This is a genomic window from Acinetobacter sp. QJM3NY_42 (assembly GCF_056173745.1).
In genome coordinates this window covers 1,426,149-1,447,272 of record NZ_CM149689.1, presented here as the reverse complement: position 1 = coordinate 1,447,272, position 21,124 = coordinate 1,426,149, and the positions used below count along the sequence as shown (strand labels likewise).

Here is a 21,124-nt window from a genome sequence, read left to right as displayed (position 1 = left end):
AGCATGAGCGCAATTGACCAACCAGTTTTAACAGTTACAGGCATTCGTAAATCCGAAGGTAACTTTAGTTCTGAAGGTAAAAATATTGATTTCAGTAATACGGTGGTAACTGTATTGCAGCCATTTACAGAAGAAGAAATTGCTTCTGGAGCAATTGGTATGAAGTCTACTGAGTACAAGATTAAAGGTGCACAGTTTTATCATGATTATCAGGGACAAAAACTTCCTGCCGATGCTCAATTAATTTTCCGACTTGATGTTAGTCGTAAAGTTCCAGTGGCTCAGTTAGTGGCTTTGGATTTTATAGATTCAAAAAAGGTATTAGAAACAAAGCTTTAACTATATAGCATTTCGTATAATGTATAATATGTTAAAAATCAATAAGTTACGGTAATAATTAATATGACACAGTTTATGTATAAGTGCAAGAAGTGTGGCAAACAGTTCAGCGTACATGCTCAATACTGTGTCCATTATTACCAGTGCAGGGGTTAGAAATGTTTGGCTCAACAGAGAAAAACGACACTGCAAAAAAAGTACAAGCTTTGCAGAGTAAAGCCGAAGTTTTCTATTCAGTCATTGCAAATGCAAAGCCTGATGATCTGGTCTTTATTGGTAATAAAGCATTGAGAAAGTCCTTTATTACTTCTATTGAGCCTATATGCAATCCAGATACTAAGGTGAAAGGTTCTCGTATTTATTTTTTCTCTTTTGATTTTAATGATTATAGAGATCGTCTTTGCAGCTATATGGATTTCTGGGAACCAGAAGTTAGCTTTGAAGATATAAAAAAGATTTTACAGGATTAAAGAAATGGCAAAGGTTTGTGATTTTGTCGATTCGGCAACGAATCTTTGCCTACAGTGGTCAGATGTTCAAGTCTCTTGGCTTGATCAACTGAACCAATTAAGCCAGGCCGATGCCAACAACCTTCTGACCAAGATTGTTGGATTTTGGCTCCTATGTTGGGGCTATAAAGCCCTGTTAAAGTTCATACAAAGGTGATCATTATGACACAACAACAAAACGCAAAACGTAAAGAAGGTTTGCAGCAAAAAGTTAACCGTCTTTCTACTCAGGCTGCAATTATTGCTACTCCAATTGTACTGATCAGTGCTGCACATGCTGAGGAAGCTGCAATTGATGTAGGTACTTTGGGGCTGACTGGTCTTTCTGCTGCTGCTGCAACAGTCTTTGCAATCAAGGCAAGTCCTTCATTCATGATGTGGGGTTACCGCAAGATTCTCGGCTTTATTGGTCGTTAATCAAAAGAACCTCTTCGCACATTGCGTGCGAGGAGGAGCTTTGCCGACCGACCGACGCACGCAATGTGCATGAGGTTCTAAATGACAACGCTATATATCATCGTCGCACTTGTAGGTTTTTTCATAATCATTCATTAGTGCGGGAGGTTTTATGATTCACCGCATTAATATTTTCTTGTTAAGTATCATTCTGGTTTTTTCACAAACATTTATTATTGTATCTGCTAATGCTGCTGGTCTTGGTGGTTGGTCGCTTGGTTCTCCGGTAGCTTCCGGTGCTTCTGCAATTGTGAATGGTACGAAAGAAATTATCTTAAACGGTGCTTCAAAAATAGCAAAAGGCACTGCAAAAATAACGCCCAATGCTTCTCAAGTTGCAAAAGTTTTAAGAAATGGTGTTGCAGGTTATGCATTGTCTGTCGCTGTAGAACAGCTTTTGGGTGCAGTCGACTGGGTTTTAGATGCTGAAAATAATAAAATTAGATATAGAACTGAACCTGATCAGTGTCAGTATTTATACAAATATAAAGGTAAGGATTATTGTCCCAACGCTCTTGCTGCCGCTGCAAATAAATTCTATTTAGATATGGGTTTTGAAAATCCTGACTGTTCTGTACATATTCCGAATGTTGGCGGTACAGCTACGATTGAATGTGCTGGGCTTGGCGGTACTGTCGGTTCTGCAAGTCCTATTTTAAATCCTGATTATTCTGAAACTGCTGAAGATGACTATCCTAAATCCATTCCTCTAGAAACTGTAGCTCAGAAGGTTATTTCTAATGCTGCCGGCGGTGATGTATCAGCGCAACAAGCAACTATGTCTGCTGCACAAGAGATTATTAATGATGCTGAAAAAGACAGTGCTAAAGCTGCTCCGATTATTCAGCAACTAGAAGCATCAAAAGCAATCGAAGAGGAAAACACGGCTACTGGCGAACAAACACAAAATCCTGAAAAGCCCAATGTCACAGATATTTCTTTGGAATTTCCAGCGTTCTGCGGTTGGGCTCCGACTGTCTGCGAAGCTGCTCAAACAGTTATATCTTTTCCGCGCACTCTGACTAATTGGTGGGATACAACAAATCAAAAAGCTGATTCGTGGGCTAGCTCAATTTCTGGTGCATGGGCTGAGGTTAAAGATTGGGTTAAAACAGAGGAACCTGTTGAACGAGATACAAAGGTTCAAATTGAAGAAACTGTAGTCCCTATACCTGAATCTAATTATCTTCAATGGAACGCTTATTGTCCTTTTACTCCGCAATCAACAAGCCTTCAAATTAATGGTGAAACATCTCAGCTTGATTCTGATTTGACCAGTTGGTGTCAGATGGCATCAGAAGTTAGACCATTTGTACTTTTAGCCGGTGCACTGGCTTCTCTGATGATTATTTCTGGTGTCTCTGTACGAGGTGATGACTAATGTGGCGTTTTCTAACTTTATTTAGTGAATGGCTTTTAAAAGGTTCTGTTCAATCTGCGTTGAAGGGTGCAGGTCTTGGACTTGGAACTGCTGCTGTTTCTCTTACGATTGTTAATACATATATCAATAAAGTTATTGCTCAAAGCTCTAGTTTCTCCACTGACATGCTTGCCCTCGCTGCATTGTCAGGTGCTCATATTTCGCTATCAATGATATTTGGGGCCATTGTTTGGAAACTGACTTCTGGTAGTGCGAAGCTTTCATTGATTAGGAAATCATAATGAGTGAATTACGTTTAATTACTGGAAAAAAAGGTTCTGGGAAAACGCTCTGGACAGTTGATCAGTTGTTTAAAGAATTTGAAAAAGGATTCTATGAAGCATACTACTCTGACATAACCGGTTTAAAGCATACGGGTGTTAAAGAAGCACCAGAAGACTGGCGTGATATTCCAAATAACTCATTAATTGTATTCGACGAGGTGCAGTTTAAGATTTTATTTAGTCGCCATAATTCTAAACGTGACACACAAATTCTTGATCTAACAACAATGCGTAAACGTGGGATTGCGATATGGATTATTACTCAGAAAGCACGTTTTTTAAATGCTGATGTTTTGGGTCTGGTAGACAAACATTTTCAAATTGAACGGAATGGAAAGAAAACTGCTAAGGTTTGGGAATTTAATGATGCTGAAATTAATATAACAAAAACAAAGAAATTATTTGCTTTTGACAGTTACGTTTTTGCTTATCCTGAAGAACTTTATCAATACTATAAATCAGTTGAAACAGATGCTAAACATGCAGAAAAGTCTTATTTAAATAAGGGTGTTGTTTCTACTGGAATTACGCTTGCTATTGTTGCCATGTTGGGTGGTTACTTTATTTATCAGGGTTCATCTGATGGCATGGCAATTAACGCTACCAATGGAACTGAGCAGAAATCTGAAAAGAAAAATCAAACGACTAATCCTTTTACACAACCTACACCAGTGCAGCAGGATGAATCAATAACAGCAGAATTACAGAACAAAATTAACCAGTGTGTCAGTCAGTTTAAGTGGACACCTGAGCAATGTCGTGAAGGTTTAGACCCTGAATATTTAAAGAGAAATAATGATGCAATGTTGGCAAGAAACAACAATACGATGGATGAAATTGTTATTCAGTATAATGCTTCCCGACCGTATGATGTCCAGTACAAAGGAAACTATCAAGTTACGGCTCAGCCAGTATTTTCCGGATGCATCAAGTCAGGAAATAAATATGTTGCTTATTCACAGCAAGGAACTCGTCTGGATGTTTCTACTGATGATTGCAAGCGCCTTATTGATGATGGTGATAGACCATTCAATTATTTCAGCAATACTTCTGCTAATGCAGTTTCTGCTAACAATATTAATAATGTTCAAAATGTTTCTAATGATCAGGCTGTTTATAGTCAACATCGTATGACACCTGAGCAATATTACAAATATTTGCAGTACCTGGAACAAACTCAGCAGGCTAATAATGTTGTAGTTGAAAGCAATAATTTAACTTCAAGGCAGATTTAGGCATTATTTATGTTTAACCGGATTACTAAACTTTATATGGGTTTAGCTATATTTATATTAGTCCTAATCATAGTGGCTGTTATACGTAATGCTGAACAAGAAGAAGTACAACAATGTTCTCCGGCTGTTGGTGGATCATATTGTATTACTGTTAAAAAATGACTTTTCCCTGATTACTAAATCCCTCAAGATGTTCTACCGTGATATTTAAAGGACTGTCTTCAGGGGAATTTGCACACATTTAGTTAATATATGACTTTAATTTTAAGATGGGTGTGCAAAGGCGTAGTCTAGACAGTTCGACTAATGGAAAAATTCATATTAGAGAAGCACACTTCTTGATATGAGATCAGACAGCAGATGAGTGTTTTTTGCTTCTTGAGTCGAATCCGATCTACCAGTGAGCATAAGCATTTTTTCTTTTTGAGTCGAATCCGATCTTAGTGAAAGGATGCAAGGCTCACAGAAATTAGCGCGGCCGGCTTTCCCAGCATTATTCCGATAGATGCAGGCGTTTGATAAAGCGTACCAGTGAATTCGAAACCGTCTTTGATGTACCTAAACAAATAAAAATTAAGTTTAAAAAATCTATGATTAAGGGAGTAAAGCAGACTGTGGGCAGAGGTTTTTCCTGTGAATCAAACTTGTGGAGAAATCAACGTATAACTCCCACAGCAGTTATGCGGATTTATCCATCAGGTTTGTTCACAGATCAGAAAAACCGTTCCGAAGGACTGTCCATAGGCTGCTACGACCTGCTTTTAAACGTTTTTTATTGTGAGGGTCACAGGTGAGAATCACAGCTTTGAAAAACCAAAGAGAGAGGAACAGGAAAGCCGGCCGCGCGACATTTTTGGGAAACCAGACTAAGATAAGTCGGTGAGACGATTAGAAAGTAAAAATGTGAGATGCGATTGCAGTAGTCGGTGAGACGATTAGAAAGTAAAAAATAAGAAGCTGCGCCTATGCACTGTATTTTGCATGACCGGCCTCACAAAATAACTTAAGTTTTCCCCCTTACTGGAGACATCGATGGTCATTATTATTAAAGCATTTATACGGATATTACCTTTATTTTTTCTCTTGTTTCTACTCTCTTTGACTACCAAACAATGTCAACAAAGTGCTTGTGAAAATAGTCAAATTTACTGTGGCTGATTTCGCATAATGTGTGCAGGATTATGTTACTTGCACTTCACATTGCTACAAATAAAAATGCTCAATGGTATCTCCAGTGAGCATTTTTTTTGTCAATGTTGCTACGATAGGCAGAGCAGAGAAGTGCATTTAACATCAATCTGCATTATGCGAAATTAGCAGTCGAGGGGAGTCCACGTTTTCTAATGGTGGACTCTAGTCCGGAATTCCGGAATTATTTGATGATTTTCACTTTACCACTGCTGCCTACTTCTAATAATTCTAGGCCTTCATCGATTAGAATATGAACAATTTCACTATCTCTAAGTGGCTGTTGACCTTTTTGAATTAAGACTTTATTTAATTCAACAGCTTTTTTTCTTAATTGCTCTTGTTCCTCATCATTTATCCTGACGCTTTTAACCATCGTTTTCATACCTAATTTCCTAAATGTGGAAAATCATACATGTATTTTTGCATGCATGTATTGTATATGCATGCATACTTGTGTTAATTTCCGCCTATTGCATTCCTGCATGCATGTGGACACATTTAATGAACGATCATATTTGCATAAACATTCCATTCGCTGATCAATACGTTGTATGTGATCAGGAAGGTCGTTATGCATTTATTAATTTTGATCCTTTATGTATGGATATTCCGCTTGCATCACGTTCAGTACATATGAATGTAGATGGTACGCTCAATGCTTCAGCTTTATTTCATCCTTATGAGTCATTGCCAACACATTACACAGGCATGGCTTGTAAGGTTTTTTTTGACTCTGCATATTTTCCTTATGTTCAGATTAAGGCCAGTCCTGCGAAGTTACTCCAAGGACATAATGTATTCGCTGACATTTCGTTAGAGCAGGGTGCTGCTGAAATGCTTGGCTATTTGCATATGGCTTATCCTGAAATTTGTAAGAAGTTAGATATATCTAAAGCTTGGGTTTCATACATAGATGTTACTTATTCAGCACGTGTCAAAGATCAACATACTGCTAAGCAAGTTCTTGAGTTTTTGAGCCGTGTATCAAATGGCCAAACAAGAATTAGTAATAAACGTTATGACAGTACAACTTACTGGGGCGGGGAGACTTCGCGATTAATTAATCATAAATGCTATCTCAAGCATGATGAATATATTGTCCAGTTTGAGCATCAGAAACAGCTTGCAAAAAAGAACGATAAAGCAGCGATGCGAGTCGTAGAAGTTATGTCTGATATTCGTTTATACAATTGGACTGTCGGTTTATTACGTTTTGAATCACGTATGAAGAAACGTTGGTTAGAACGTAATGGTATACCTACCAACTTGATCGAATTAATTAAATTCGAGCGAGATAATCCTAATCTTTTGCAAACACTTTGGATAAAAGCCACAAGTAGTATTTTTGATGCTCTGAGAGGTCAAACTATGAAATTAACTGATGATTCTAGTGTTTATCGTGCAATTGAAACTTCTCAAGTAGTTTTAACTAAAAACGGTAAACCATCTCCAACACGTATTCGCAATTTATTTGCTGCTTTCTGTCTGATCCGAGAGAAAGGTTTAGAAGAAATTAAAACGACTTACGGTAAAACTCAATTTTATAAATTAGTTGCCGACTTATGTGAGTGTGGCTTTTCAAAAGCTTATCTCCAGAACCTTCATGATGAGAAGGCCAAAAACATCATTCCGTTCGTGAAGCTCGTTGAGATCGACTTCAATCAACAACTGCCTGATTGGTATGAAAAGCCACAGAGTAAGTTTAATTATCTAATTGCTTAGGAGCATATAGCATGAGCGCAATTGACCAACCAGTTTTAACAGTTACAGGCATTCGTAAATCCGAAGGTAACTTTAGTTCTGAAGGTAAAAATATTGATTTCAGTAATACGGTGGTAACTGTATTGCAGCCATTTACAGAAGAAGAAATTGCTTCTGGAGCAATTGGTATGAAGTCTACTGAGTACAAGATTAAAGGTGCACAGTTTTATCATGATTATCAGGGACAAAAACTTCCTGCCGATGCTCAATTAATTTTCCGACTTGATGTTAGTCGTAAAGTTCCAGTGGCTCAGTTAGTGGCTTTGGATTTTATAGATTCAAAAAAGGTATTAGAAACAAAGCTTTAACTATATAGCATTTCGTATAATGTATATTATGTTAAATAGGATATCTGAGACTGTAGCCTGCACATGTTATAGCATGGTCCATAGTATTTCGTACATTTATAAAGATAGCTGACTGTTTTATAAATTGTTTATCACAGAACCCTTCTGATTTTATATCTTAATAATTTTGACAGTGAATCAGAGTTATAAAAAATATTCTGTATCATTCTGAATCTTAGGCGAAATATGCTGATCGACCCACCTTAACCATGCTCTTGTTTTAGCATCAATAAAATGACGTGATGGTAATAAGGTATAAACACCAATATCAGGTGATCTCCAGTCTGCTAAAACGCGACATAATCGTCCAGTACGTACAGCTTCGATAACAGTAAAAGTTGGAAGCAAAGCAATACCCATGTCTTGCTGTACCATATCCAGTAATAATTCTGGCGTGTCTGCAATTAATGGCCCTGTAATATCGACTTGGTATGAACAACTATTTTTACTGATGAGATGCCATTGCGGTGTAATAGATGGGTTCACCAATCTTAAGCAGGCATGCTTTTGCAGGTCATCTAATGATTCTGGTTCACCGTATTTTTTTAAATAGGCCGGTGATGCACAAAGTAATGAAAATATTGTCCCAATTTGACGAGCAACAAATCTTGAGTCAGTCAATGATTCCGTAAGATATAAACTTACATCAATTCCTTTACCTAACAGGTCTGGCACATTCTGTGAAGTACGGTACTCAACCGTAAGCTTTGGATGGTTTTGACAGAACTCCGCCATTACTGGTGATATATAATGATGTCCGAAGCTTCCCATGCTCAAAACACGTAACCTCCCCTGCGGTTCGGTTGCCATTCCCATTGCCTGAGTTTCAGCTTCTTCTACCATCGCAAGTACTTGCCGGCACTGTTCTGCATAACTTGCACCAATATCGGTTAATGCGTGTTGCCTCGTAGATCTCTGTAGTAATTTTGTGCCTAAACGCCCTTCTAACTCGCTAATAAGTCGGGACACTTGCGCTGTTGTAAGCTCCATCTGCTCTGCAGCAGCCGTAAAACTCCCACTATCAATGACTTTTAGAAAAGCATGCATTGCATGTAGCAATCCACCATCAAGATTTTTGCGCATAACGTAAATATCTTTTTCTTAATTACGCATTGTTGCACCAGTATGGATCAACCACAATGACATTAATGTACATACATTAATCAGTTCCATTGTTTTAATTGAACTGATCAATCCTTTTTTAAGTATGTCATTTACTCCAAATATTCAACCGGATGTTGAACATAAAGTAGCTTGAACTACAAGATTCTAAGGAGACATAAAATGAATATATCTACAAAATTTACTCCAAATAAGATTTTAACTAAGGACGTATCACTTGAAGACAAATATCTAAGTGATAACGGTACTGCTTACATGACAGGTATTCAGGCATTGGTGCGTTTACCACTCGCGCAAACACGGCGGGATACTTTAAACGGTTATCATAATGCTGGTTTTATATCTGGTTATCGTGGTTCCCCTTTAGGGAATTATGACAATTTTCTCTGGCAGGCTGAAAATATACTTAAAGACCATCATGTTGTTTTTCAGCCTGGTGTAAATGAAGATCTAGCTGCTACTGCAATTTGGGGTACGCAACAAGCCAATCTCGCAGGTCAAGGTAAATATGACGGGGTAACCGCCTGGTGGTATGGCAAAGGCCCTGGGGTAGATCGTTCTGGAGATGTACTCCGTCATGCCAATCTTGCAGGAACATCAGAGCAAGGTGGCGTGGTTGCCTTCTTTGGAGATGATCACTCTTGTAAATCTTCTAGTATTCCACACCAGTCAGAACATGTCATGATTGGTTGTGGCATTCCAATTTTTTATCCTACTTCAATACAACATATTCTTGATTTAGGTGCTCATGCGGTAGCAATGTCACGCTTTGCAGGTGTATGGACTTCGATGAAATTAGTCAGTGAAATCGTCGAAACCTCTGCTTCTGTTCATGTTAATTTAGATCGGGTCATTCCTGTATTACCCAAAAATGTTCAAATGCCTGAAGATGGCGTAAATATTCGTTGGCCAGATCACGGCATTCAGCAAGAAGAACGTCTTTATAAATATCGCTTACCCGCTGTGTTGGCTTATGCGCGTGAAAATGAACTGAATCAGGTGACATGGCATTGTCCTGATGCCCGTATTGGTATTGTAGCAAGTGGTAAAGGTTATTTAGATACAATTGAAGCGTTACGTATTCTAGGAATTGAAGGTCAGACAGCCCAACAGCTCGGACTGAGAGTATACCAAGTTGCGCTGATTTGGCCCCTGGAGCCTCAAGGTCTTCGTGAATTTGCCGAAGGTTTAGAGGAACTTATCGTTGTAGAAGAAAAACGCTCTATCCTGGAAGCACAAATTAAAGACGAGCTATATGCACTTCCAGATGCCAAACGCCCTCGTGTCATCGGTAAAGCCTGTGATGGAAAGGGTGAATGGAGTACATCTATTAATGAAGCGCCTTTGATTGGTCATTATGAATTTCAGACTGAACCTATTGCCAAAATGCTGGCAGCTCGATTCTTGAAACTGGAGATTCCAGAAACCTTAAAAACACAAATCCAAAACAGAGTTGAGCTGTTAGAAAAAGCAGAACAGGAATCACGCCGTGTTCTTGATATTGCAGAACGCAAACCTTTCTTCTGTAGTGGCTGCCCTCATAATTCATCAACCGCATTACCAGAAGGTAGCCGTGCATTAGGGGGAATTGGTTGTCATTTTATTGCTGTTTCACTGGATCGTGGTACAGAGACCTTCTCGCAGATGGGTGGTGAAGGTGTGAGTTGGGCTGGCGCCTCTCATTTCACCAACGAAAAGCATATTTTTGCTAATCTGGGAGATGGAACTTATTTCCATTCAGGTTATCTTGCAATACGTCAAGCTATTGCTGCAAAACTCAATATTACCTACAAGATTCTCTATAACGATGCAGTAGCAATGACTGGCGGGCAGCATGTCGATGGTCATCTTAGCGTGGCGCAGTTAACACGACAACTTGATGCTGAGGGAATCAAAAAACAAGTGATTGTTACAGATGAACCTGAGCTGATTCATACAGAAGAAGGTATTGCGCCTCACGTAGAAATTTACCACAGAAATGAGTTGGATGATGTTCAACGCAAATTACGTGAAATTTCAGGCGTTACGGCGCTAATTTATGTTCAAACTTGTGCCAGTGAAAAACGCCGCCGCCGTAAACGCAACGCTTATCCGGATATTGCAGAGCGAGTCTTTATCAATACTGATATTTGCGAAGGCTGTGGTGACTGTTCCAGAAAATCTAACTGCTTATCTGTTGAACCCGTTGAAACAGCGTTAGGAACGAAACGACAAATCAATCAGAGTAGCTGTAATAAAGACTTCTCCTGTGTAGAAGGTTTCTGTCCAAGTTTTGTGACAGTCCATACTCGCGATATGAAACGCCCGGAAATATTCAAAGGTATAGAAGCTGGCTGGCCTGAGAAGCCAATTCTTCCTGAACTCGATCAACAACCAGTACGTATAATGGTCGGTGGTGTTGGTGGTACAGGTGTGGTTACCGCAGGCGCTTTACTTGGAATGGCTGCTCATTTGGAGGGTAAAGCTGCACGTATTATGGATATGGCGGGACTGGCTCAGAAAGGTGGTACGGTTTATTCTTACGTACAGCTCGCTACAGAAGATGATCAAATCTCTTCTACCAAGATCCCTGCTAGTCAATGTGATCTTTTAATCGGTGCAGATCCTATTGTCGCAGGTAGCAATGCAGCACTTTCTCGCTTAAAGGCCGAGGCTATGGTAATAGTCAATGAAGATGGTTCCCCTACGTATGATTTCCTTGAGTCTCGTGACTGGTATGCTCCTATTACTGACTTGATTAATCGGCTGCGTAATCGCACTACACAAGGAAAACTCGTATCTTTGCCCGTAACACGTATTGCTACACTAGTGCTGGGTGATGCAATCTTTGCAAATCAGATACTACTTGGAATGGCCTGGCAATCAGGTCAGATCCCGTTAAATCGTGAAAGTATTGAAAAGGCCATCTATCTTAATGCCACTGCAGCTGAAAAAAATCTTGAAGCTTTCCGCATCGGTTGTCATCTGATGAGTGACCCTGACTTAGCAAAACGCATTATTGCAACCATAACAGTAACGAATAAACCAGCTACATTGGCTGAATTAGTTGAAGACCGCTCTTCTCGCCTTGTCGAGTACTGGAATCAGGATTATGCAGCCCAGTATCGGGCACTTGTGGAACAGGCTGCCAAAGTCTTACCAGAAGACCTGACTGGAACAATAGCGACTCAGCTATATAGAGTCATGGCATATAAAGATGAATACGAAGTTGCACGCTTACTCACAGGAAAAAGTTTTAAACAGTCTATTGAAGCGCAGTTTGGTCAAGGTCTACGTTTAACTTATCATTTAGCACCTCCAGCTTTGGGGGCTCATGGTACTATACGCAAACGTGCTTTCGGATATTGGATGCGCATTCCAATGATGATTCTTGGACGACTGCAGTGGCTTCGGGAAACGTTCCTTGATCCCTTTGCGTTACAGCAAGAACGACAAAAAGAACAGGCTTGGCGTGATCGTTATATCACATTTGTGAAATCCATTACTTCTGCACCTGAAAATTATGATTTATCTGTTGCTCAGCAAATCGCTAATTTACCTGCAGATGTACGGGGTTTTGGCCCTGTCAAAATGCAAGCAATGGAAACAGCAATACAACGTTGGGATGAGCTTTCATTAAGTCTTCATAGAGCTGATCAATAAACAGGATCAGTGTATATAGTAGCTGAAACAGGATTAAACCCAGACTTAAATCTTGCTGTACCTGTCCAGCTACTTAATTAAGCTATACAGAAATAAATCTCATGGCTTATTTAATACATAGCCCCTATTTCACCATTCAGCATTTTTTTATATATAAGTCTTTTCATGTGAATTCGTTCTACTCTCTGAGGATTATTATTCTGAATAGTAATTAAAGCTTAGACCTACTTCTCCTGAAGTCACTTATTATATATTTACACTTTTGAAATTTTTCTACTATAAAATTACCTTTAAAAGAAAGCCTTTGAACAGTCAAAGGCTTTCATAAGACTCATTTTACCTCTGAGGACTATTCACCCATCTATAGAGAATAGGCAACAGTACAAGTGTGAGCAAGGTAGACGATATAATTCCACCGATGACTACAGTTGCAAGGGGCCTTTGTACTTCAGCACCTGTACCTGTAGCAAGCGCCATAGGAACAAAGCCCAGTGATGCCACGCAAGCCGTCATTAATACAGGACGCAATCGTAAAATCGCCCCCTGCCATACTGCTTCATGCAAGTTGTACTTCAAGCGTAACTCTTTAATAAACGTCAGCATTACCAGACCATTCAGTACAGCCACACCAGATAAAGCAATAAATCCAATCCCTGCTGACATGGATAATGGAATATCTCTCAGCCAGAGAAATAGAACTCCTCCCGTCAATGCAAAAGGAACTCCTGTAAATACCAGAAGACTGTCTTTCATATTATGAAAAACTGCCATCAATAAAATAAAAATCGTAATTAGAGCCAATGGAATAACAATTTGCATACGGGTTTTAGCTGAAGCCAGATTTTCAAACTGGCCACCATATTCTATCCAGTAGCCACTTGGTAAATCATAGGTTTTAAGCTGTGTCTGCAAGTCACTAATAAATGAGCCCAAGTCTCGCCCTTCAACGTTGGCAGTGATAACCATACGGCGTTTACCGTTCTCACGACTTACCTGATTGATACCTTCAATACTGGCAACTTTTGCGACATCAGACAATATAATACTGCCGCCATTTGGGAGTCGTATTGGCAATTGGGACACATCAGCCACATTTCTGTCCTGATCTCTTAAACGAATAACGAAATCAAAACGGCGGTCTCCTTCCAGAATTTCTCCAACCTGCTGTCCGCCAATGGCTGTAGCTACCACATCTTGAATAGATTTAACACTTAAGCCATATTGCGAAGCTAAAAACTTATCAACCTCAACATTGAGTAAAGGCAAACCTGAGGTTTGTTCAACCTTTACCGCACTGCTTCCTGTGACCTGCTGAATAATTTTGGCAATTTTAGCAGCCTCGCCATTAAGAACTTGCATATCATCACCAAAAATCTTGACTCCTACATCGCTACGTACCCCTGAAATTAACTCATTAAAACGCAGCTCAATCGGTTGAGAAAATTCACTGTTATTCCCCGGAATTGTTGCAAGGTAACTTTCCATCCGGGATCGGAGCTCATCAATGCTCTCTTTAGGGTTAGGCCATTTTTCATGTGGTTTAAGCATGATATAGCCATCAGAAATATTAGGTGGCATGACATCTGTTGCGACTTCAGCGGTGCCGGTACGTGCAAATACTGTTTTAATTTCAGGGAAATTCTTTAATAAAAGCTTCTCTGTGTTTTCCTGCATACGTAAAGATTCTTCTAATCCTGTACTAGGAGAACGTAATTGTTGTACGGCGAAATCACCTTCACCAAGCTGTGGCGCAAACTCACTCCCAAGTTTAGTAGTTAAAACACCTGTAACCACCAGAAGACAAATAGCAAATGTTAAGACTACTGCTTTATATTCATAAGCAACATTTAAAGTCTTTTCATAAGATTTCTTGAGCGAAGTCATCCAGCCACTTTCAGTTTCGCGAATATCTCCTTTAACCCATAAAGCGACTGCAGCAGGGACAAAAGTTATAGACAGAATCATTGCAGCGATAAGTGCCAGAACTACAGTCAAAGCCATCGGATGAAACATTTTCGCTTCTATACCACTTAAAGCAAAAATTGGTAAATACACCACTAAAATAATAAGCTGCCCGAAAATCAGGGGACGTCGTGCCTGTCGAGCAGCTAAAAATACCTCTTTAAATCGCTCGCTTTGCGTTAATGGACGTTTAAGTAAATGCTGTGCATGGGCCAGACGGCGTATACAGTTTTCAACAATTACCACTGCACCATCAACAATAATTCCAAAATCTAGTGCCCCCAGACTCATCAAATTAGCACTAATATTTTTTTGTGCCATTCCTGTTAAGGTAAATAGCATGGAGAGCGGAATAACGCAGGCGGTAATCAGAGCTGCCCGTATGTTTCCCAAAAATAAGAATAGTATAACGATAACAAGTACCGCTCCCTCAACCAGATTTTTCTGTACAGTTTTAATTGCTTTTTCAACCAGAGACGTACGGTCATAGACCGTTTCTATAAATACTCCCTTGGGTAAACTGTTTTGAATATTCCGGATTTTGGCATCTACCGCTTTAGAAACAGTCCGGCTATTTTCTCCCATTGCCATCATGGCAATTCCCAGAACAGTTTCTTCACCATTATAGGTTGCACCGCCTGTTCTTAGATCATGTCCTATGGAAACTTGCGCAATGTCACTGACCCGAATGGCACGACCACTGGAACTGGTGACTAAAGTATTCTCAATATCTGAAATGTTGTTGAGTGTGCCAGGAATACGGACTGTAAGTTGCTGTCCATTATCTTCAATATATCCTGCTCCTCTATTTTCATTATTTTGGTTTAGAGCCTGCTGTAGCTGTTCTAAAGAGATATTAAGCTGTTGCATGTAGTTGAAGTCAGGTGATACCACATAGTTTTTTTCAAAACCGCCAATACTGTTTACTTCAGCCACACCTTGTACACGCTGCAGCTGAGGCCGAACTACCCAATCCTGAATTTCACGTAAATCCATAGCGGTATAAGCAGTTCCATCAGATTTTTTCGCCTTTGGCCCTGCTCTTAGTACCCACTGATAAATTTCTCCAAGCCCTGTAGAAACAGGTGACATGATTGGACTGGTTTGTGCCGGTAACTCTGCCTGAATCTCTTGTATTCGCTGGTTAATCTGCTGACGTGCCCAATAAATATCGGTACCATCTTCAAATACAATGGTAACTTGAGACAGTCCATAGCGGGAAATAGAACGGGTTAATTCAAGGTCAGGAATTCCGGCCATTGCATTTTCAATGGGATAAGTAATACGTTGTTCTACTTCAAGTGCAGTAAACCCATTTGCCTGGGTATTAATCTGTACTTGGGTGTTCGTAATATCTGGTACTGCATCAATAGGTAACTTTTGATAACTGTAAATTCCAACCGCAATCCAGATACAGGCAAACAGCATGACCCATATAGCATGTTGAATAGAGAACTGGATAATACGTTCAAACAGGCCTTCTGCTCTTGGCAGTTCAGAGTTAGTGTTCATGACCGGCCTCATCTTTTTCCAGTTCAGACTTCAGCAGAAAACTACCTTCACTAATATACTTCTCGCCGTTAGCAAGCCCGGAAATTACCTCAAGCCACTCCCCGTCACCTGAGGCTTGGCCCAATTTCACCTGTTGAGCCTTTAGATGAACCTGTCCTTTTTCTTCAGACTGCAAAATAAAAACGGTATCTTCACCTTCAATACGTTGTACGGCTGCTTTTTTTACCCGAAGAGACGTTTTAGCAGCAGGCTTGGCCATCAAAACACTTACTAATACATTAGGACGTAAACTGGCAGACTGCGTATCAAGCTTGGCACGGACTATTAGCCGCCCTGTCTGACTGTCTGCCTGCGAGGTTAAACTTTGTATTCGTGCGGTGTAGGTCTGCTCTGTACCCATTAGTTTAAATAAAACTTTCTGTCCGGCTTGTATGGGTCCTGCGTATTGAGCGGGTAAAGTAAACTCAAGCCATAAATTATTGAGCTGTTCAATGACAAAAATTTGATCAGCTAACTGGACATTTTCACCTACTACAATATCTTTCTGACTGATGACACCAGAAATCGGTGCCCGAATAACAAAACGCCCATGAGTATTACTACTTGCCCCCAAAGCGTTTAAGCGTGCCTGTGAGGCTTGTACAGCAAGCTGTGCCTGACGGTACGCATTTTCAGCACGCTGATAATCCTGTTTGGCTGAAATACCCTGTGTCCAGAGTTGCTGTTCACGTTGATAGTCTTGTTTGGCAAGCTGAAGATTTGCCTGTGCCATACGTAAATTTGCCTGCTGATCAATCAGTTCAGGAACCAAAAGCACGGCTAGAGTTTGTCCTTTTTGAACACTTTGCCCTAAAGACACCTTTACTTGCTCAACATGACCACTGAAACTCGGCGATACATGGGCTTGCTGGTCAGTATTTACGACCAGTTTACCTGGCAACAGAGTAACCTCTTCCACTGGGCCTGTAGTTACTATGGCGACTTTTAGACCCTGTTCAGCCATTTGACGGGCTGTCAGTTTTATCTCGCCTTCCTTTTCCTTAACATGCTCTTCTGTCGCATGAGCCTCATCCTTGACGTCTCCGGTATGTTCATTCTCATGTCCATGTTCAGCAGTTCTCGTTTCCTGCTTATTTAACCAGATGATCAGGCTGACCAGTACGGTTAGTGCAATCAGAATTGCAATCATGAGAGGCTGGGATAATTTTCCATATTGTTTCAAGTTCATTTATCGTGTCCCCTCATTAATTAAATTCTGTAATGTTTCAGTCGCATTTTGATTTAGTTGTATGTAAGCATCAGAACGGCTGATTTCTTCATAGCTTGTTCCAATACTTAGAGCTTCAGCACCAAGTGCGCTTTGCCAGGCTTGCCGTAATGTCTGTAACATTGCCAAACGTAGACTGTGCAGCTGTGAAGTCGCCTGCTGGACATCTGTAATTGACAATTTACCTGCCTTAAAGCCCTGTAAGGTCCTGCTCTGGACTTTTTCAGCCAAGTCAATTTGACTTGTGATCAGTTCATATTGATTCCGTAAAGCCTTGAGTTGATGCATGCTATTTGCAATATCAAGTATTTGCTGTTTTAGTTCACGCTGCTGCTGTTGATTCAGCAAGATCTGCTGCTGTTGCGCAATAGGGATGGCATATTGCTGACGGTCGAAAAGATTAAGGGGAAGATCGACCCCCAGTGTTAACGCCGTCTCATTATTTTCATCAGGAGACCTTGTACGGTTCATCCCTACATTTAAGGCGGGTTGTGGGCGAGCTTGAACTTTTAAACGTTCAATCCGGTAATTGGACTGCCGGATATTTAAAGCATAAAGTTTTTCTAGCCATCCTTCAGAAATATAATGCTGTACTGTCTGATTACTCTGATCTGGCCAAGGAATAGAAGTTTTAGTTAAATCAATTTGTGCATGGGTTTCACCCCATAAATTTGAGAGTTGACGCCCTGCCGACTGCTGATTTAATACAGTCTGCTGATAAAGCCGTTCCATTTCTAACGCTTCAATCTGAGCCCGCTCATAATCAACCAGAGCAATGCTTCCTGCCTGATAGCGCTTCTGGGCACTCTCTAAATTAGCTTTACTTACTCTAAGCTGCGATGCATACACAGTACGTTCCGTTTCTGCAATTGTTAACTGTGACCATGCATATCTGACAATTAATTGGCTTTGCGCATTCCATAACTGTTGTTGCAATTGCAACTGCTGACCTGATGTATTGGCTATGGCCTGGCTAAGCTTGCGCTGACCAAAAATATCTAAGGGCTGGCGAATACCGAGGCTGAATTCCTGCTCCTGATCTGAACCGAATCCTGACTGTTCAACCGTTAGGCTCGGATTTTGCCATAATTGGCTTTGGCGAATATTTAAATCAGAAATTTGTGCATAATGCCGAGCTACTTCAGCTTGTACATGATATCTCTGTACTTTGGCATACGCAGATTCAAAATTGCTAATATTTTCAGCATAACTATATGATGGCACAACAACTGTAAATAGACAGGCCATCAGAGCATGACGTAATAACGTCCTTGACTGTAAAGACATGATTTTTCCCACTTAATTAAATTTAGAAGTGGTGAGAATGTTTTAGGCTACCCCACCATAAGCGGGGAAAATTCGGGAGGTGGACTTTGCTGAAACAGGTCAGGTGCCTGATAGCTGTTCTTCCAGTGAAACTCTGGAATGACATGAGTTTCAAAAACTGGAATTAAAACCGAGATTTTTTCATTTTGCACAATCAGATGCGTCATGGAAGGCAGATGATCCTGATGATCTTCACCAAGCTTTAAATTATTATTCTTTATGTCTTTATGATCTGATTGGGTATCATGCTTATGCTGGCGGTCATTACTGATACATAGGGTATTTTGATGATGGCCAAAATGATAACTCTGCTGTACTAAAGTTTGCTCTTCATGGACGCAAAAGGCCGCTGCCATGTTCCAAAGACTTTGGAACATGAACAATCCAACCAAGACTGTAATCCATGTGGTAGACCGCATACGGTACTTTAACGAATTAAATTGCTTGTTATTATAGAGAGTATGTGTTGGCTAGCAAGTTCTATGTAGTTCTTATTGAGAATCGGCTCATTTGAACGATATTTTTAATAAATTTACCTGTTTTGGTAAAACTTCAAAAATACTTCAGAGATCTGGATTTTAAATTATGCTTTCAGATTAAGATTTGATGAAAGTAAATAATCAGCATTATAACGACCGCCATATGAACAACTTGCACAGGTGCAAAATATAAAAAAAACTTCCAGCCACCGGTTAGAAAGGCATTAATACTTTTTGAAAGTGCATGTGCAGCCAAACCAATGACAACTGCATAAATCAGAGTCAGATTAGCTGGGTTTCCTTGTACTACCACCCCGGCCATAGCAGCATGAACTTCAAATAGTGAAGCTAGAAAAGTGCTCAAGATTAAGCCTTTATCTCCTAATATAAGATTTGCTCCATAAATTCCGGCCTGAATGAGAGTGAGGCTAATTGCAATAATGACGGCTTCCTTGAGACTAAACATGCGGTCATCTGCTTGGTTAACTTGATTTACTAAACGGATATCTGAATGATTTGACCGGTACATGAATAAGCCTGTAGCAGCACATAGTATGCTTATCCCAGCCAGACTTGGGACAAAAAGCAGTTTGAACCACATTAAACTTACACCTGAGACAATCAGCAGTAATTGCAGCAAAGTCGCTACACATGACATCAGAGCAGCACCGGCATTCACTTTGGCAATGGCTTCTCCGGAGCGGACTTGCATGCCAAGACTGGCAATAGTGGCAGTACTAGAGACAAAACCTGAAGCTAGAGCAGATAAAATCAGTGCTTTGTCATTTGATAAAATACGTTTTGCCACATGTGCCATAGATTGCACAATAAGGATTAAAACCAGTAATTTTAAAATGACATATGGGCTTAGCACTGAACCCCATAGGGGTTTATTTGGCATGATCGGTAAAGCGATCAAAATGAGGGCCAGTAAAAGGAGTCCATCCCGGAGTTCATAATCTCGAATGGTTTTTCCAGCAAAGCGATGAAGGCTGGTTTTCCCCATTAAAATAAGGGTAAGCAATACTGCCATACTGGCTGCTAATGGGATATTCCAGACACACGCCGCCCCAATAAGGTAGGTCATTAAAAAAGCCAGTTCAGTGGTGGAACCAATATCTTCTTTTTGTTGAGATAAACTATACAGGCAGAACAGGCTTACGGCTATTGCCCCCACTACTCCAACATACGGGTGTATAACAAAACACAAAGCCCCCAATAAGGCGCTGATCGTAAAAGACCTTAATCCCGCGAAACTTTGTTCATTGCGGGTATTTTTATTACGTTCCCGCTCTAGCCCGATTAAAAGACCACATCCTAATGCAGACAATATAATTGTGAGAAGTTCTTGAAAAGTTAGACTTTGCAAAAGAATATTCAGCTGTCGAATAACAATATCATTGATCAGAAGATTGCAGCGCTTTCAGATCAGGAAAAGCAGGAACTTGAAGAACGTTATTCATCATTAACTACTGAACCAGAAAAAATCAAGTTTATTGACCGTTTGGTAGCAGATAGCCGTAATGTTGCACTGAATCACACCGCAGGTCTGTCAACACCGCAGCAGGTACAGATGGTTCTTTTTGCCCTGTTTAATATGATGGATTCTCGTCAGGCTTATAAAAAAGCTGTCAAGTCTGTAGTCCGGGAACGCGATGCTGCACTTTATAGACAGCTTGGTGTTGAAGTCCCTGAAGATCTTAACGCTGTTGACTATTACACCTTGGTAGATCTGGAAAGAACAGCCCGCATATTATATGGTGACGATTTTGCCAACTGGGTCATGGTCAATAAAAACCCGACAGAATTATTATTTCGGGTAGCAGATGAAACCGGTGTCGTTCTGTTGCCAGGTTCTGGCTTTGGGGTATCCCATCCATCGGCACGTGCTTCATTAGCCAATCTAAATGCTTACCAATATGCTGCAATCGGTGATTCTCTACGACGCTTTGCCGAAGATGCCTATCAGGAATATCTGGGAACTAAAAAAGATGAGTCCTGAAGTTTCTAAGGAAAAATAGTTTTATATCATCATAGGGGTAATCGGGTATTAAAACTCTATAATTTTAATATCCATTTTTATGATTAATTCAAAATTAACCATATGAATAATAATATTATTTCATGATGTAGAAATAACCATCTGATCATTTTAGATGAATTTTATTCTAAAACGAATAAATGCTAGTGAGGAGATTGAAGATTTTGAGTTAAAGAGTTCAGCCCTATATAAATAGCTTTTTTAATTTGCGAAATACCTGTAGCGCAGCAC

The 21,124-nt window shown here is 40.1% G+C and carries 16 protein-coding genes and 1 pseudogene; 10 read left to right on the top strand and 7 right to left on the bottom strand.

Annotated features, from left to right (window positions below; genetic code table 11):
• The first annotated feature begins 3 nt into the window (after window positions 1–3).
• The 6 genes from AC0VYT_RS06770 (at window position 4) to AC0VYT_RS06745 (ending at window position 4,243) form a co-directional block, all read left to right on the top strand.
• Window positions 4–339 (top strand): hypothetical protein, encoded by a 336-nt coding sequence (locus AC0VYT_RS06770; RefSeq protein WP_005014282.1) that lies wholly within the window; start codon window positions 4–6, stop codon window positions 337–339.
• 158 nt (window positions 340–497) lie between these two features.
• On the top strand, window positions 498–809 hold the full coding sequence (locus AC0VYT_RS06765; protein WP_005014284.1) for a hypothetical protein: 312 nt from the start codon (window positions 498–500) through the stop codon (window positions 807–809).
• Window positions 810–1,010: 201 nt separating this feature from the next.
• On the top strand, window positions 1,011–1,265 hold the full coding sequence (locus AC0VYT_RS06760; RefSeq protein ID WP_005014288.1) for a hypothetical protein: 255 nt from the start codon (window positions 1,011–1,013) through the stop codon (window positions 1,263–1,265).
• Between the two features lie 151 nt (window positions 1,266–1,416).
• Window positions 1,417–2,685, top strand: coding sequence for a virulence factor TspB C-terminal domain-related protein (locus AC0VYT_RS06755; RefSeq protein ID WP_005014291.1), 1,269 nt, complete (start codon window positions 1,417–1,419; stop codon window positions 2,683–2,685).
• Window positions 2,685–2,966: a DUF2523 family protein gene (locus AC0VYT_RS06750; protein WP_005014293.1), complete on the top strand. Its 282-nt coding sequence runs from the start codon at window positions 2,685–2,687 to the stop codon at window positions 2,964–2,966. Before AC0VYT_RS06755 ends, AC0VYT_RS06750 begins: the two co-directional genes overlap by 1 nt.
• The gene (locus AC0VYT_RS06745; RefSeq protein WP_005014295.1) at window positions 2,966–4,243 is read left to right on the top strand and encodes a zonular occludens toxin domain-containing protein; all 1,278 of its coding nucleotides are present in this window, start codon (window positions 2,966–2,968) and stop codon (window positions 4,241–4,243) included. The genes AC0VYT_RS06750 and AC0VYT_RS06745 overlap by 1 nt, the downstream gene beginning before the upstream one ends.
• Window positions 4,244–5,615: 1,372 nt before the next feature.
• Here the strand turns inward: AC0VYT_RS06745 and AC0VYT_RS06740 are convergent.
• Entirely contained in the window at window positions 5,616–5,816 is a 201-nt protein-coding gene (locus tag AC0VYT_RS06740) for a hypothetical protein (protein WP_005014276.1), read from the bottom strand.
• 119 nt (window positions 5,817–5,935) lie between these two features.
• On the opposite strand from AC0VYT_RS06740, the gene AC0VYT_RS06735 reads away from it, so the two are divergent.
• Both AC0VYT_RS06735 and AC0VYT_RS06730 read left to right on the top strand, forming a co-directional pair.
• Window positions 5,936–7,156 carry a phage/plasmid replication protein, II/X family gene (locus AC0VYT_RS06735; RefSeq protein WP_005014279.1) on the top strand — a complete coding sequence of 407 codons (1,221 nt, stop codon included), beginning with the start codon at window positions 5,936–5,938 and terminating at the stop codon, window positions 7,154–7,156.
• 11 nt (window positions 7,157–7,167) lie between these two features.
• Window positions 7,168–7,503, top strand: a complete 336-nt coding sequence (locus AC0VYT_RS06730) for a hypothetical protein (protein ID WP_005014282.1) — start codon at window positions 7,168–7,170, stop codon at window positions 7,501–7,503.
• Window positions 7,504–7,686: 183 nt separating this feature from the next.
• Here the strand turns inward: AC0VYT_RS06730 and AC0VYT_RS06725 are convergent, their stop codons facing one another.
• A complete protein-coding gene (locus AC0VYT_RS06725; protein ID WP_005014301.1) occupies window positions 7,687–8,625 on the bottom strand; it encodes a LysR family transcriptional regulator in 939 nt (312 codons plus the stop codon).
• A gap of 201 nt (window positions 8,626–8,826) precedes the next feature.
• On the opposite strand from AC0VYT_RS06725, the gene AC0VYT_RS06720 reads away from it, so the two are divergent.
• Entirely contained in the window at window positions 8,827–12,306 is a 3,480-nt protein-coding gene (locus AC0VYT_RS06720) for an indolepyruvate ferredoxin oxidoreductase family protein (protein WP_005014304.1), read from the top strand.
• A 336-nt stretch (window positions 12,307–12,642) separates the two neighbouring features.
• Here the strand turns inward: AC0VYT_RS06720 and AC0VYT_RS06715 are convergent, their stop codons facing one another.
• From AC0VYT_RS06715 to AC0VYT_RS06695, 5 genes are all read right to left on the bottom strand, one after another.
• On the bottom strand, window positions 12,643–15,780 hold the full coding sequence (locus AC0VYT_RS06715; RefSeq protein WP_005014306.1) for an efflux RND transporter permease subunit: 3,138 nt from the start codon (window positions 15,778–15,780) through the stop codon (window positions 12,643–12,645).
• Window positions 15,770–17,008 (bottom strand): efflux RND transporter periplasmic adaptor subunit, encoded by a 1,239-nt coding sequence (locus AC0VYT_RS06710; protein ID WP_005014307.1) that lies wholly within the window; start codon window positions 17,006–17,008, stop codon window positions 15,770–15,772. Before AC0VYT_RS06710 ends, AC0VYT_RS06715 begins: the two co-directional genes overlap by 11 nt.
• Window positions 17,009–18,334, bottom strand: coding sequence for a TolC family protein (locus tag AC0VYT_RS06705; RefSeq protein ID WP_005014309.1), 1,326 nt, complete (start codon window positions 18,332–18,334; stop codon window positions 17,009–17,011). It abuts the gene before it with no gap.
• Between the two features lie 47 nt (window positions 18,335–18,381).
• Window positions 18,382–18,792: a cation efflux protein, CzcI-like gene (locus AC0VYT_RS06700; RefSeq protein ID WP_005404089.1), complete on the bottom strand. Its 411-nt coding sequence runs from the start codon at window positions 18,790–18,792 to the stop codon at window positions 18,382–18,384.
• Window positions 18,793–18,964: 172 nt separating this feature from the next.
• Window positions 18,965–20,233, bottom strand: a complete 1,269-nt coding sequence (locus AC0VYT_RS06695) for an MgtC/SapB family protein (protein WP_005404090.1) — start codon at window positions 20,231–20,233, stop codon at window positions 18,965–18,967.
• On the opposite strand from AC0VYT_RS06695, the pseudogene AC0VYT_RS06690 reads away from it, so the two are divergent.
• Window positions 20,228–20,854 (top strand): annotated as a pseudogene (locus AC0VYT_RS06690) (PLP-dependent aminotransferase family protein); the annotation flags it as partial. The gene AC0VYT_RS06695 and the pseudogene AC0VYT_RS06690 overlap by 6 nt on opposite strands.
• Window positions 20,855–21,124: the final 270 nt, after the last annotated feature.

Coding starts and splice junctions, on each gene's coding strand:
- AC0VYT_RS06770 (WP_005014282.1), top strand. CDS start 4: ATGAGCGCAATTGACCAACCAGTTTTAACAGTTACAGGCATTCGTAAA.
- AC0VYT_RS06765 (WP_005014284.1), top strand. CDS start 498: ATGTTTGGCTCAACAGAGAAAAACGACACTGCAAAAAAAGTACAAGCT.
- AC0VYT_RS06760 (WP_005014288.1), top strand. CDS start 1,011: ATGACACAACAACAAAACGCAAAACGTAAAGAAGGTTTGCAGCAAAAA.
- AC0VYT_RS06755 (WP_005014291.1), top strand. CDS start 1,417: ATGATTCACCGCATTAATATTTTCTTGTTAAGTATCATTCTGGTTTTT.
- AC0VYT_RS06750 (WP_005014293.1), top strand. CDS start 2,685: ATGTGGCGTTTTCTAACTTTATTTAGTGAATGGCTTTTAAAAGGTTCT.
- AC0VYT_RS06745 (WP_005014295.1), top strand. CDS start 2,966: ATGAGTGAATTACGTTTAATTACTGGAAAAAAAGGTTCTGGGAAAACG.
- AC0VYT_RS06740 (WP_005014276.1), bottom strand. CDS start 5,816: ATGAAAACGATGGTTAAAAGCGTCAGGATAAATGATGAGGAACAAGAG.
- AC0VYT_RS06735 (WP_005014279.1), top strand. CDS start 5,936: ATGAACGATCATATTTGCATAAACATTCCATTCGCTGATCAATACGTT.
- AC0VYT_RS06730 (WP_005014282.1), top strand. CDS start 7,168: ATGAGCGCAATTGACCAACCAGTTTTAACAGTTACAGGCATTCGTAAA.
- AC0VYT_RS06725 (WP_005014301.1), bottom strand. CDS start 8,625: ATGCGCAAAAATCTTGATGGTGGATTGCTACATGCAATGCATGCTTTT.
- AC0VYT_RS06720 (WP_005014304.1), top strand. CDS start 8,827: ATGAATATATCTACAAAATTTACTCCAAATAAGATTTTAACTAAGGAC.
- AC0VYT_RS06715 (WP_005014306.1), bottom strand. CDS start 15,780: ATGAACACTAACTCTGAACTGCCAAGAGCAGAAGGCCTGTTTGAACGT.
- AC0VYT_RS06710 (WP_005014307.1), bottom strand. CDS start 17,008: ATGAACTTGAAACAATATGGAAAATTATCCCAGCCTCTCATGATTGCA.
- AC0VYT_RS06705 (WP_005014309.1), bottom strand. CDS start 18,334: ATGTCTTTACAGTCAAGGACGTTATTACGTCATGCTCTGATGGCCTGT.
- AC0VYT_RS06700 (WP_005404089.1), bottom strand. CDS start 18,792: ATGCGGTCTACCACATGGATTACAGTCTTGGTTGGATTGTTCATGTTC.